The 14286-nt window shown below is 40.8% G+C and carries 12 protein-coding genes; 10 read left to right on the forward strand and 2 right to left on the reverse strand.

Annotation, left to right across the window (positions count from 1 at the left end; genetic code table 11):
• The first annotated feature begins 71 nt into the window (after positions 1-71).
• Positions 72-920 (forward strand): flagellin, encoded by an 849-nt coding sequence (locus LEP1GSC192_RS02825; protein ID WP_010515586.1) that lies wholly within the window; start codon positions 72-74, stop codon positions 918-920.
• Positions 921-1339: 419 nt separating this feature from the next.
• Complete coding sequence (locus LEP1GSC192_RS02830) at positions 1340-2977, forward strand: glycosyltransferase family 39 protein (protein ID WP_020768202.1); 1638 nt, start codon at positions 1340-1342, stop codon at positions 2975-2977.
• Positions 2978-3249: 272 nt separating this feature from the next.
• On the opposite strand, the gene LEP1GSC192_RS02840 is transcribed toward LEP1GSC192_RS02830, so the two are convergent.
• Positions 3250-4275 carry a glycosyltransferase family 2 protein gene (locus LEP1GSC192_RS02840; protein ID WP_020767998.1) on the reverse strand — a complete coding sequence of 342 codons (1026 nt, stop codon included), beginning with the start codon at positions 4273-4275 and terminating at the stop codon, positions 3250-3252.
• Positions 4276-4450: 175 nt separating this feature from the next.
• Here LEP1GSC192_RS02840 and LEP1GSC192_RS02845 point away from each other — a divergent pair, with 175 nt between their 5' ends.
• From LEP1GSC192_RS02845 to LEP1GSC192_RS02880, 8 genes are all read left to right on the forward strand, one after another.
• Positions 4451-5536: a hypothetical protein gene (locus tag LEP1GSC192_RS02845; RefSeq protein WP_020768278.1), complete on the forward strand. Its 1086-nt coding sequence runs from the start codon at positions 4451-4453 to the stop codon at positions 5534-5536.
• Positions 5537-5666: 130 nt separating this feature from the next.
• A complete protein-coding gene (locus LEP1GSC192_RS02850) occupies positions 5667-6086 on the forward strand; it encodes a hypothetical protein (RefSeq protein ID WP_036088723.1) in 420 nt (139 codons plus the stop codon).
• A gap of 36 nt (positions 6087-6122) precedes the next feature.
• Positions 6123-7493 carry a TolC family protein gene (locus LEP1GSC192_RS02855; RefSeq protein ID WP_020768062.1) on the forward strand — a complete coding sequence of 457 codons (1371 nt, stop codon included), beginning with the start codon at positions 6123-6125 and terminating at the stop codon, positions 7491-7493.
• A gap of 10 nt (positions 7494-7503) precedes the next feature.
• Entirely contained in the window at positions 7504-7953 is a 450-nt protein-coding gene (locus LEP1GSC192_RS02860; RefSeq protein WP_020768076.1) for a DUF3347 domain-containing protein, read from the forward strand.
• Entirely contained in the window at positions 7940-9034 is a 1095-nt protein-coding gene (locus LEP1GSC192_RS02865; protein ID WP_020768406.1) for an efflux RND transporter periplasmic adaptor subunit, read from the forward strand. The genes LEP1GSC192_RS02860 and LEP1GSC192_RS02865 overlap by 14 nt, the downstream gene beginning before the upstream one ends.
• 12 nt (positions 9035-9046) lie before the next feature.
• Complete coding sequence (locus LEP1GSC192_RS02870) at positions 9047-12334, forward strand: efflux RND transporter permease subunit (protein ID WP_020768282.1); 3288 nt, start codon at positions 9047-9049, stop codon at positions 12332-12334.
• Positions 12335-12351: 17 nt separating this feature from the next.
• A complete protein-coding gene (locus LEP1GSC192_RS02875) occupies positions 12352-12615 on the forward strand; it encodes a hypothetical protein (RefSeq protein ID WP_020768480.1) in 264 nt (87 codons plus the stop codon).
• Positions 12616-12738: 123 nt separating this feature from the next.
• On the forward strand, positions 12739-13047 hold the full coding sequence (locus tag LEP1GSC192_RS02880) for a hypothetical protein (RefSeq protein WP_020768133.1): 309 nt from the start codon (positions 12739-12741) through the stop codon (positions 13045-13047).
• A gap of 150 nt (positions 13048-13197) precedes the next feature.
• On the opposite strand, the gene LEP1GSC192_RS02885 is transcribed toward LEP1GSC192_RS02880, so the two are convergent.
• Positions 13198-14049 (reverse strand): flagellin, encoded by an 852-nt coding sequence (locus LEP1GSC192_RS02885; protein ID WP_036088726.1) that lies wholly within the window; start codon positions 14047-14049, stop codon positions 13198-13200.
• Positions 14050-14286: the final 237 nt, after the last annotated feature.

Genomic DNA, 14286 nt, shown 5'->3' on the forward strand with positions numbered 1-14286 from the left:
AGAGGTCAAGGAAGACCTCTAGGAAAATCAAATTCTCTTTTCGGAGAGATTCGGATTCAAGGAGGAACCGAATGATTATTAACCACAATATCAGTGCCATCTTCGCTCATAGAACTTTGAAGTTCAATAGCGAAAGCATGAACAAAGACATCGAAAAGTTGTCTTCCGGTATGAGAATCAACCGTGCAGGTGATGATGCATCCGGTTTGGCTGTGTCTGAAAAAATGAGAACACAGGTCGGAGGTTTACGCAGGGCGGAACAAAACACTGAAGACGGTATGTCTTTGATCCAAACAGCGGAAGGGTATCTGCAAGAAACCCATGAAGTTGTTCAAAGGATCCGCGTGCTTGCAGTACAAGCAGCGAACGGTATCTACACCGAAGAAGACCGTCAACAAATACAAGTAGAAGTATCTCAGTTGGTCGACGAGATCGACAGGATTGCTTCTCAGGCCGAGTTCAACAAAATGAAACTCCTTACGGGAGCTTTCGCTCGTTTGAACCCGACCGCAAGTATGTGGTTCCACATGGGTGCTAACATGCACCAAAGAGAAAGAGTGTATATCGAAACGATGAACACTGCGGCTCTGGGATTAAGAAACCCGACCGTTCTGACTTTCATCTCTCTTTCTACGGCGGGAAAAGCGAACTCCGTAATCGGTCTTGCTGACGACGCTCTTAGATTAATTTCTAAACAAAGAGCCGACTTGGGAGCTTATTACAACCGTCTGGAACATGCTGCTAAGGGTTTAATGAACGCTTACGAGAATATCCAAGCGGCTGAATCAAGAATTCGTGATACTGATATGGCTGAGCAAATGACCAGCTTTACCAGATATCAAATTCTGACTCAAGCTGCCACTGCGATGCTCGCTCAGGCGAACATGAAACCGCAAACCGTGCTCCAGCTACTGAAGTAATTCAGGTAGCTAACTTGCCGGTTTGACTTAAGTAGTATTCCGGCAGGGGAGCTGGCTCTAAGCTAATGTTGGTTCTTTCGACGGGACCACGGATTTATATTTATTATAAATCGCCGTACGACTCTGAAGCCTAACTTCTCGTAAGCGAAAGTTAGGCTTTTTTTTTGTCTTCATCCTTTTTTTTATAAATAAAGATCGTTAGATCATTTACCGGAGTTACAAGTAAAACGCAAAATTCATATCGTTCTCGCGAAACATATAGATTGAAATGTAATTTTAACCCGCAAGCTTCGTACCAAATCCTAATTTTTATCCGATTTGTAACCGAACACCAATTCTAAATTTTAGTTTTAGAATGCAGAGCTGTATTTGTTTCTTTTTTTGGAATTGGAAAGTGATTCTTTCCAAGGAAGATTCGTTTGTTGCTGCGAAATTGGTTTTTACCTCTGACAATTCCTGTGTATCTGGGCTTATTACTTTTCGGTTTAGGAAGTTTCTCTCTCATCGATTGGGACGAGAATATTTACGGTGCGGCTTCCAAATCCATGTTGGAAACCGGAGAATATTTTAGGATCCAAATCAACGGGCAACCGTTCAGTGAAAAACCTCCATTTTACTTTTGGCTCGCAAATCTTTTTTACAAAGTTTTCGGACTCTCCGAATTTTCCACAAGGCTTCCGTCCGTTTTTAGCGGGATCTTATCCTTTTGGATCTTAGTTCGATTCGGAACAATCTTACATTCTAAAAAATTCGGTTTCCTGTGGGCGTTTTTATATTCCGCTTCCTTTTTACCACTTTTACTTTCCAGAACCGCATATATAGACCATCTATTCAATACATTCATCTTCGCATCCGTCCTTTCTTTGTATTTATATGAAACAAAGGAGAAGGGAGACTTTCGTTCTAGGGCGATCTGGATCTTCTCCGCTGCTTTCTTTGGTGGAATTGCCGTTTTAACAAAGGGTCCTTTAGGTTTAGCAATCCCGCTTTTTATTTTTGGGGTAAATAGGGTTTTTGAAAGAAACTTTAGGATCAGGATCTTGGATTTGATCCTATTTGCGATCGTTTCGATCTTCGTATTAAGTACCTATTATCTCACAAATTTTATACTGTATGGAAACGAGTTCTTAACACAGTTCTTCGATTTTCAGAAAAAACTTTTGACTAAATCCTTAGAATCACATACTGGACCTTGGTTCTATCATTTTATCGTAATGTTTCTCGGATTCTTTCCGTGGACAGCGCTTCTATTTCCGATTATTAAGAACTGGAGAAGGTTTACTGCTCCTAAAATTTCCAGGATCTCCCGCTACTTTCTGCTTTGGTTGGGGATTGTTCTACTCATCTTTTCTATCGTTCAAACCAAATTGCCTCATTATTCTTCTTCTATCTATTTCCCGTTATCCTTTTTTGGGTCCTACTTACTCTTAGAAAAGCCGGAAGTGTTAAAATCCAATATATTCTCATCTTCTTTTTTAGGATTAGGTTTTGTCATTGGAGCGATCTTCCTGCTTTTGCCGTTTATTTTAGAATATTCCATTCATTCACTAGGACTTGGGAAGGAGCAATTGCCATCCTTCTCCCTCTCGGATTCGTTACCTGGGATACTTCTTCTTTTAGGAATTTTGGTCGGATTTATAAGTTTGCAATTTTTCAAAAAGGGGACCGAAGAAGGAAAAGATTTTTTCCTAGTTTCAACCTGGGCATCCATGTTGATCTTTGTAGGAGTTCTATCATTTACGATCACTCCTAAGATCATTTCTTTTTTGCAAGATGGAAATCTTCGTCTTTTCGATAAGGCCGCAAAGTTTGAAAATAAAATCGTATATTATAAATATTTATCCTTCTATCCAATGTTCTATCGAGACAAGAAGATCCATATAATCGGAAGTTATAAATTCAAAGACGAAACATCCCTTTTACAGTCTAAAGAAAGACTTTCCGTCATATCCAATAAAAACAGCTTATTGGAGTTAGTCTTAACCTATCCGCAAAGAACGTTTCAGGAAGTTTCTTCTGAAAACGGGGTAATTCTTCTGGATACTTCTCCGAAGTAGAGGAAATAGGAAAACAAGAAGGAAACGATAGATTCAGAACTTAAAAGTGGAATCCGGAATCTCCATTCCATTTTTATAAAGCAGAATTTGGATTGAAAGAATACCTTTTTTGTGATTTATGAATGCCGACTCTCGCCCACGGGCCACACCCCTCCACCCAAAATTCGGGCGGGGGCGAACAATTGCTGTAGGAATTCCAACAAGAGTGAATGATTTGGGCGGCTCACTCGCTATCGCTCGGATCGCGCTGCTTCGATTTCGCGCATTCGCGCTCATCCGGGCTCTGCCCGGACTAAAGATCTACGCATCGCTGCCGCGGGAGTAGTCGAAGTTATTTGCTTCCAGATCGGAACTTCCATTCCGTATTGAATTAATCTTAATTCAAAATTGGTTCTTTGGATTTTAGAAACCGTATGCAGAATAAGTCCGATCGAAATTTGGATCCAGGAAAACAGCATCAATCCAGTGGCTAAAATTGCTAAAGGAACATGATATACATATTTATATTCGATATAATCTATTACGGGCGGAATACCGGCAGCTATAGACAAAGCCGCTGAAAGGACGGAAAAAAATCCGAAAAAATGCATCGGTTTATAATCTTTAAAGATCCATAATATGTTTTGAACGACTTTGTAACCGTCTCGGATGGTATTCAATTTGGAAAAACTTCCGGCTGGTCTATCTTTGTAAGGAACAGAGATCTCTTCCAATCTGAATCTTTTATCCAATGCATGTAAGGTCATTTCTATCTCTATCTCAAAGCCGGACGTAAGCACCGGATAGTTTTTTATGAACTTTCGAGAAAATACTCTATATCCGCTCATCGGATCTTTTAGCTTGGCGGCGAATAGAAAATTGATCAAAGTAAGAACAAGTTTATTCCCTGTGGAATGGAATCTTCTTTTATTCTCCCTTCCATAATCTCCCTCGCTCAAACGATCCCCCACCACCATATCTAAATCTTTATCCTTTAGAGCTTGGATCATAGTGTGTATCTTGAAAGCGGGGTAGGTCAGATCCGCATCGCACATGATATATATTTCCGCATCTATCTTAGTAAATGCAGATCGGATCGCATTTGCTTTTCCTTGCCTCGGTTCAAAGATCACCTCTCCGGAGATCGTATGTTCTGCTAGGACGTTTTTCGAGATCTCAGAAGTTCTGTCCTTGGAATTGTTATCAACGATCACAAAATATGCGTTTGGGATCTCTTTATAAAATTCCAAGATTGTTTTTTCAATCGTTAACTCTTCGTTATATGCCGGGAGAACCAAAACAAGCGGGATCGGTTTCATTCTAAATTAGAGTTCGTCCAAGAAGGGCCGAAGAATCATCCAGAATTCGGATCTTCTCTGTTACAGATCAGTGAATCTACAAGATCCCTCATTCGAAATCGTATACAAGTTGTAACATTCTAAACAACGAATTCTAGTTTTCGGTTAAACCCCGAAATTTTGTACTAGCGATAGAATGAAAAGAAGTACACTATTCTTCTTAGTTTCTATCTTTTTAGGAATACTTTTACTCGGAAATCTGTTCACTTGGGCGATTTTCAGAGCGGATACTTTTAGGTCATCGATTGATTGGGAAAAATATTCCAATCCTTATAAAAGAAATACCACACTCAAACTCCAAAAGACGGGGATTCATTTACATACCAACCGTACTTGGTTTACTCCCGGTAGGAACACCCCGGAAGAGATTGAGACTATTTATGCGGCAAACGGATATAAAATTTTAGGCTTCACCGATTACGAAAGGATCACTAGTCCGGATTCTCCGAAACTTGCTCAGATCAAAGGATTCGAATGGGGAACGAATCTTAGAAAAAGACATATGAGCGTCTTAGGTTTGGAAGAAGCGAGTTACGATCTATTTCCTCTCTATGCGGATCCTGAAAATTTACAGTGGGTGATCGATAAATTACGATCCAAAGACGGCTTCGTAGTGATCAATCATCCACTTTTGAATGAATCTTTTCCCTTACGACTACTTTCCCAGCTGAAAGAATACGATGCATTAGAAGTAATGAGCCCATTCGGTGATATTCCTAAATTTTGGGACAAACTATTAAGCGAGAAACGTCCTTCTTTCTGTATGGCATCCGATGATCTACATTACCTTCCCAGAGAAGAATATTTAAGAGTCAGGACTTCCGGGATCCCGAATTGGAGAGACCTAAGTTCCGAAATTTACAAACAGGAAGGAGAATCTTTGATGAGATATCTTCTTGTGAATACCGACAGTCTAGATGAAAGGGAAGTCCTTAGATCCTTGAAAGAAGGAAACTATCTTTGTGTTCGCAAAATGGAAAGAAGTTTAGAAGAACCTAAATTAGGACCCATAGGATTAAATTCGGAAAATGAGATCCATTTCGATTTCGAGGATACTCCGATCAGCGTTGACTTTATCGGCCAAAATTCTGAAATTCTATCTCATACTTCCTATCAGAACAAAGGTTCTTATAGATTAAAACCTACGGATCTATATGTAAGAGTCCAGGTGGTTTATCCAACGGCGGTCATTTTGAGTAATCCTTTTTTCCAGAAGCCGTAAATTTGTTTTTTGGGAATTCCAATAATAATCTTATACGATCGCCTGTATCCGTCGGTTCTATGAAGAAATATATCCTCTTTCTTTTTTTCTTGACTTTTCTTGAAAATCTAGAGTCAGATAGAAAAGGCTTATGAGTTTGGGATCTAAAAAGGCGATCGGCTTTATACTCGCGCTTGGATTTTTTCTCCAAATCGCCTGCGTATCCATTTATAGCCTAACCGGAAATTGTCCGGTGAGCATGTCCAATCTTGCAGAACAAAAGCAGACTTCTCAAACTCCTCCCTGCCATCGATCAGAAAAGCCGGAAAAAAAGAGCGAATCCTCCACCAACGAATGTTGTCCTAAAGAGAGTAGCCTCGTATCTCTGGATCTTTCCAAACTTTTGGATTGGGAAAAGTTGGGATTACATAAGGTTCTGATCTTTTTGTTTATTTCAGAACTGAATTCTCCTCAGATCGTATTAGAAAACGTCATTTTAAACGATTCTTATATTCCGATCCCGTCCTCAAATTCTCTTAGTTTAAGCACTCTCCAAGTTTTCCTGATCTAATCCATATTTTCTCTCATTTAATCTTTAGGAGGAAATATGAACGCAAGACTTATTGTCTTAATATTAATTTATACATTATTTTCATCCGCATTATACGCGGACAAAAAGAACTTAGAAGAGATCTTGGATGTTTTAGTAAAGGAACATCCTGAATCCAAGTCTTTGGCCGGACTTTCGCAGGCCCACAAATCCCATTCGGAAGGTACAGGAATATTACCGGATCCTAAAATAGGAGTTGCTTTCCGAAATTATCCCACCCGAGGAGGATACTCTACCTCCGATCGGGCATTGGACACTCCTACAATGACAGGGATAGAATTGTCCGTGTCCCAAGAGTTTCCTTTCCCGGGAAAATTGAGCACCGAAAAAAAGATCTCCAAACTCATGCAAACCGAGTCCAACTTTGCTTATATAGCAGGTGTAAATAGGATCTTAGGGGATTTTTTTGTTCGATTAAACAAATACAAATATTCTGAAAAGAAGAAGGTGATCAATGAGAGAATATTAACTCTCCTTGGCGCTCAAAAGTCCATTAGTGAAAGTTCATATTCATACGGTGAGAACACTTTATCCGGCGTATTAAAGGCGACGGTTGCAAAAACGGAAGCGATCGAAAAAGAAACGGAATACTCGACTCAATTGAAAGATCTGAAGTCTCAACTCGAGTATTATCAGATCTCCAACAAGATTACCTTCTCCGATCTATATTCAATAGATCTGGATTCTTTTTTAGAAAATAAAAATGAGGAGCTCTTAGCCTTAGTCGCTGCACAAACTTCATTGATCGAGGATTCGCCGGAATATAAAATACAAATGGAAGAAGAAAAACGATTAAAGGAGCAGGCAAAACTAACCAAGTATTCTCTGGCACCTCAAACCGAAGTCTTTTTTTCCTATATGAAACGTAGATCCCAAACTTTCGCTTTGGACCAAGGTCCCTTAAATTATGGGCTTATGGACACCACGGAATATAGGGGAGATCTTTTCAGTTTTGGAGTGAATATGAGAGTTCCGGTTTGGTCGGCTCTCAAATGGAATTCCATAACGGGAGAGACGGAACATCTTGCAGAAGTAGGAAAAGACTCCGTCGAAAAAACAAGGGTCCAAATGATGTCGGAATTAAATCGGAATCTCGCCTATATCAAAGGTGTTTCCGACCAAATACGGTTGGTAGAAAAAAGACTCATCCCTGAATTGGAAAAATCCGCAAGGGCCGGCTCCTTCCAATATACTTCCGGAAAAGTCAACTTGCAGGACACTCTTCTTGCCCAAACGGAAATACTAAATGCAAAAATACGTTTAGAAGATCTGAAAGAACGTAAGAACGAATCCATTCTCAATACTTTAAAACTTTTAAGTTTTATCTATAAAGACAATAAAACTCCGGAACATGACAAACATAACTGAGGACAACCCAATGAATAAATTACATTATATATTACTAATATTCGTCCTGATCGCAGGTAATCTTTTCGCTCATGAAGGAAAAGAAACTTTCGTCCTAAGAGAAGTCGCCAAGATCCATTCTTCCATTTATTCGGAAACCGCAGGAAATTTGGATGTGCGAACATTAGTTAAACTTTTGAAAGAGGATGCAGACCATAAGAAGGATTCTGAAAAATTCAGAAAGGCGTTACCGATTGCCGAAGAACTCGGAAAAACAACCGATCTATCCAAAAAAAGAGATCTATTCGAACGTTTATCCAAAGAGTTGGAATCCGTTGTGGGACATCATGATAAATCCGGCGTTTCCGTTTTCTATTGTCCAATGCTTAAGAAAAAATGGTTGGCATCCGGAAAAGAGATCAAAAATCCATACGACTCTAAGATGAAAAAATGCGGAGAGATTATCTATGAAGCCAAATGATCTTCTCGCAAAACATTCTTTTTGGTTGGGACGGATCGGAATACTTCTAGCCGTTCTGATGATAGCAGCTTTGGTAGCAAACTGTTCTTCTAAAAAAGACATCTATTATTGTCCGATGCATCCTCACTATACTTCGGATCGTCCAGGAACCTGTCCTATCTGCAATATGGATCTGGTCAAAAAGGAAGATCCATCCGAGCATAAGGATCATTCGAATTCGAACATTTCTTCGGAGGTAGTAGCCGGATCTAAAGAAGAAGATCATACTTCTCATCTGCCCGAAACTTCTTCCGATAAAAATTCAAAAGATTTAATTCTTTCTTTCGAAAAACAACAATCGATCGGGATCAAAACCGAATTAGCGAGTAGAAGGAACCTGATTAAAAAGATCAGCGCTTATTCTAGCGTTGCGTATGATCCGGAATTGTATTCTGCGCTGAGCGAATACAAAGAGGCGGTTCGTTCTTCCGAATTTCTTTCTGCTGAGATCATTCGAAATCTACAGCTAAGACTCAAACAATTGGGCTTAAGTCAGGATCAGATCCGAGTTTGGACATCCGGTGCTAGAGATCCGTCCGAGTTGATCTTGGGAGGAAAATCGGGTAGGGCACATATCTATTCTCAGATCTATGAATCCGATTTCACTACTGCCAAAGTTGGACTCCCTATCAAATTTAAAACGGATGTATATCCTGAGAAAGAATTTATAGGAAAGATCAAAAGTATAGATGTAATCTTGGATAAAAACAATCGCACTCTTAGGCTTCGCAGTGAGGTTTCGGATCCAAGCCAACTTTTAAAACCGCAGATGTTCGGAGATGCAATGATAGAAGTTTCACTTCCGAAAGTTTTATCCGTTCCGACTTCTGCGATTTTGGATACCGGGAAACAAAAGATCGCTTATGTGCAAACTGCTCCAGATAAATTCCAAGCGGTTTCCGTCCAAACAGGTAAAAATATAGAACCCTGGGTGGAAATTTTATCCGGCGTCCAAGAAGGCCAAAGAGTGGTGACTGAGTCTACCTTCCTAATCGATTCGGAAGCGAAAATCAGATTCGGCTCCGAATCTCACGCTCATTAAGGAAAGCTCTATATGATCCAATCTATCATTCGATTTTCCGCAGAAAATAAGTTTTTAGTTCTTCTGGTCACCCTTGCGATACTCATCGCATCTTATGTGTCTATGAAAACCATTCCTTTGGATGCGATCCCGGATCTATCCGATACCCAAGTGATCGTATATTCTCGTTGGGACAGAAGTCCGGATATCATGGAGGACCAGGTCACTTATCCGATCATCACGTCACTCTTAGGCGCTCCTAAGATCAAAGTGGTTCGTGGATTTTCGGATTTCGGTTTTTCCTATGTTTATGTGATTTTCCAGGATGGCACGGATATCTATTGGGCCAGATCCAGGGTTTTGGAATACCTTTCACGAATACAACCTTTACTTCCTTCAGGCGTAAAAACGGAATTGGGTCCGGACGCAAGTGCAGTCGGATGGGTGTACCAATATGCATTGATAGACCAAACGGGAAACAATTCCTTGGTCGATTTAAGGACGTATCAGGATTTTCATCTGCGATATTTATTAAATTCGGTTCCTGGAGTTTCGGAAGTAGCAGGGATCGGAGGTTTCAAAAAACAATACCAAATCACGATCCATCCAAACGCTTTAAGATCATATAATGTGGATTTTGAAACGGTTATACAAAAGGTCCGAGAAAGTAACCAGGAAACCGGAGGACGCCTACTGGAAATCTCCGGCGCAGAGTATATGGTGAGAGGGAGAGGTTATCTTTCTTCTTTGACTGATATAGAAAATATTCCTCTTTCCACGGACATAAACGGAACTCCGGTGCTTCTAAAAAACGTGGCTTCCGTCCAATTCGGACCTGATATTCGTAGAGGGATTGTGGATCTAAACGGAGAAGGGGATGTAGTCGCAGGCACTATCGTCATGCGTCATGGAGAAAACGCATTATCGGTTATCGAAAGGGTCAAAATAAAGTTAGAAGAAATTAAAAAAAATCTACCGAAAGGTGCGGAGCTAATCACCACTTATGATCGATCCGAACTGATTGAACACGCAATCAGTAATTTGAAATTCAAATTGGTCGAAGAGATGATCATTGTCTCGATCGTGATCCTCATTTTTTTATGGCATTTCCCTTCTGCCATTATTCCGATCCTAACCATACCGATCTCGGTCATCATCGCGTTTATTCCGATGAATCTACTGGATATAAACGCCAATATAATGTCTTTAGCCGGTATGGCAATTTCTATCGGGGTATTAGTGGATGGGGCGATCGTAGAAGTAGAAAACGCATACAAAAAATTGGAAGAATGGGAATCAGGCGGGAGAATAGGAGATTATCACAAAGTCAGATTGGAAGCACTACTCGAAGTGGGTCCTTCCGTATTTTTCTCCCTACTTGTGATCGCTGTCGCCTTCTTCCCGATCTTCACACTTGTAGACCAAGAAGGAAGATTATTTCGTCCGTTGGCTTATTCTAAAAATATTGCGATGGCTGTTGCTGCATTCTTGGCAATCACGTTGGATCCCGCAGTTAGAATGTTATTCACGAGAATGGAGCCTTTCCAATTTAAGAACGCTCTTCTTTCCAAGATTGCAACTACTATGTTTGTCGGAAAATATTATCCGGAAGAAAAACATCCGGTTAGTAAGATCCTATTCAGATTTTACGAACCAGCTTGCCGTTATGTTCTTCATAGACCGAAAACGATCATAGCTTCCGCGTTCACTTTGGTGATCCTGACCATTCCTGTATATTTTAGTTTGGGCTCGGAATTTATGCCCCAGCTATATGAGGAATCCTTTCTATACATGCCGACTACCTTGCCAGGGATATCGGTAGCGGAAGCGGAAAAACTCATGATCGCTATGGATAAAAAACTGAAAAGTTTTCCAGAAGTGAAACGAGTTTTTGGAAAAGCGGGACGTTCCGATACAGCTACAGATCCCGCACCATTCTCCATGATGGAAACTGTGATCCTTTTGAAACCGCAAGATGAATGGAGAAAGGCAGACAGATTCTATTCCAATTGGCCAAGGATCTTCCAATATCCGTTTCTTCCTTTTGTATCGGAAAGACTGACCAAGGATGAGTTAGTAGAGAAGATGAACAAGGAAATGCAATTTCCGGGGGCCACAAATGCCTGGACCATGCCGATCAAAACTCGGATCGATATGCTCAGTACCGGAATGAGGACACCGATCGGAATTAAGATTTTAGGTTCTTCTCTGGAGGAAATAGAATCCATAGGGATCAAAATAGAAGCACTTCTAAAAACGGATAAAAACGTCAGAAGCGTATTTGCGGAAAGAACCGCTGGAGGTTATTTCCTAGATCTAAATTTAAGAAGAGAAAAATTAGCAAGATATAATATTTCCGTAGAGACCGCTCAACAGATCATTGTGGCGGCTATCGGAGGAGAACCGATCACCCAAACGGTAGAAGGAAGAGAGCGTTTTTCGGTAAATGTGCGCTATCCCAGAGAACTTAGGGATTCTCTGGACAAGATCAAAACAATACTCGTTCCCACAAAAGAATTCGGCCATATTCCTATCTCTGAAATAGCAAGTATAGGTGCCAAAACAGGTCCTTCAATGATCCGGGATGAGAACGGGTTTTTGGCAGGTTACGTGTATGTGGATCCTTCAACTTCCGATATCGGTGGTTTTGTGGATAAAGCCAAGAAGAAGGTTTCAGAATCGATTCTTCTTCCTCCCGGGTATTCCATAGTTTGGAGCGGCCAATACGAGAATATGATACGAGTGCGGGAAAGAATGATGTACATCCTGCCTTTAACGATCTTTATTATATTTTTGTTATTGTACTTCAATACAAAATCCTATATAAAGACATCGATAGTACTTCTTGCAGTTCCATTCTCCTTGATAGGTGCAGTCGGACTTTTGTACATCCTGGATTACCAGATCTCAGTTGCCGTATGGGTGGGAATGATCGCACTCATGGGGTTGGACGCGGAAACGGGAGTATTTATGCTTTTGTATCTAGATCTTTCTTATGAGGACGCTAAGAAGAAGGGAAGACTACATACCAAGGAAGATCTGATAGAAGCGATCATACATGGGGCAGTGCATAGGATCCGCCCTAAGATCATGACCGTTCTTGCCGCAATGATGGGGCTTTTACCGATTATGTGGTCCGCAAGCACAGGTTCGGATGTGATGAAAAGGATCGCAGCTCCTATGGTTGGCGGATTAGTAACCAGTTTTATTCTGGAACTTTTAGTATATCCGCCTATATACATGCTTTGGAAAGAAGGAAAACTGCAAAATATAATCCCGATACTTCCTTCCATTAAGAAAAAACGAACGAAATCAATTTAAATAAAAGGAAACAAGTAATGAACAACACCACCAAAAAACTCATCATAGGAGCGGCAATCTCCGGGTTATTTTTATCGGGAGAAGTATTTTCCGAAAAACAGGAAGCCGGTTCCGATAACGTAAAAGGAGAATGTCATGGGGTCAATTCCTGCAAGGGAAAAAGCGACTGCCATTCGAACGGAAATTCCTGCTCAGGACAAAACTCCTGCAAAGGGAAGGGATGGATCTCCTTAACGAAAAAAGAATGCGATGCTAAAAAGGGGGATTTTAAAAAATCATGACATGGATTAGTTGATTAAAATCACTTCGTATTCCATAGATTGTTAAGACAATTCTATCAATTTAATATTGACTGTAAGAGCGTATGCCCATAAAATTAGTGGGCGCATATAATAGGAGTTCGTATGAAAAAAACTTTAGCAACCATTCTTTTTTCCCTGATCCTGGCAGGTAATATTTCCGCATTTACCGAACTGGACAATCTGCTCATCGCGGAGGCTACTACCCCGGATCTGAAAAAGATCGCGAAAGAGTATTTTTCCAAAAAGGCAAAAGACCATAAGGAATTAGCGGAAAAATATAAATCTTTGGCTAGCCAATCTCATGGTGGAAAGGCTACCACAGACGCGGCAGAAAAGAAGAAGTATGAAAAACTCGTAGATCATTGCGAAAAAGAAGCGGCTGCTTACAAGGCACAAGCTGATAAATTCTGATCTTTGATTGCTCCCATCGAATAAAAAACCCGTCCTCTCGGACGGGTCTCGTCTAATTTTCAGAAAATTAAATATCCTTTTATAGTCTGTCCCAAACCTAGATTATCGTTAGGTATCTAACCTATGACTTCAAGAGCCTGGGACAGGCCCTTATCCGAATCTTTCGCTCAGAAGTTTTACCACCTGCTCCGGTCTCATGTTTGCCTGGGCAAGCATTGCGACCCCGCTTTTGGTCAAGATCTGATTTTTGGTATAGTCGACGATATGTTCCGCCATATCCGCGTCCCTTACTCGGCTTTCTGCAGAAACCATATTGATATAATTTGACTGCAGTCCTTCTGCTGTAATTTCCAAACGGTTATAATAAGCTCCTAAATCGGATCTTTGTTTATTCACCCTTTGGATCGCATTATCAAGAATACCGATCATGGCATTGGAAGAAGCGGGAGTAGACAAAGTCTGCTTTTTCCCGTTAGTCTCCAATTGAAGCGCACCTGCATTCATAGCATCTACGAAAATTTCCAGCTTCTCGTTTTGATTCGGTCCCACATGCAACTGGATCGGATTTTTGGAATCCTTAGAGTAGGCTCCGCTCAATGGACGGATCTTATTGAACTCGGCAGTTTTACCTAGCCTGTCCACTTCGTCTATGAGTTGGTCTACTTCCAGTTGAACGAGTTTACGATCATCGTCCGAGTATATCCCGTTGGAAGTTTGGATGGATAATTCTCGGAGTCTTTGGAGAATATTATTCACTTGTTCCAAGTTACCTTCCGTAACCTGAATAAATGAGACTCCATCCATTACGTTTCTTTCAGCTTGAGCAAGACCACGGATCTGGGTGCGCATCCTTTCGGAGACCGCAAATCCCAATGCATCATCTCCGGCACGATTGATCCTCATACCGGTAGATAATTTTTCTGTAGTTTTGTCTAGCTCGTTATTGACTGTCTTCAGTACGTTGTTCGCACGAAGAGCACTGATGTTGTGATTGATAATCATCAACAACCTCCCTGTAGCTAGAGTTCGGATCCGTCCGAACTATTAGGCCGGGCTTTTAGGAGGAGAGAGCCTCCCGGGCAACCCGGATATCCACTGCGAATTTCACTCCCTTATTTTTATGGGGAGATTTTTTTTACGATTTTCCCTAAAGACTAAAGTCGTAAACGACGATAATCCAAAAGAGGGAGAATCTGCCCTTATTCTACCATCCACTTTGGCCATTTCGCAACTTTTTTT

The sequence above is a fragment of the Leptospira sp. B5-022 genome, from assembly GCF_000347035.1.
Classification (GTDB): domain Bacteria; phylum Spirochaetota; class Leptospiria; order Leptospirales; family Leptospiraceae; genus Leptospira_B; species Leptospira_B cinconiae.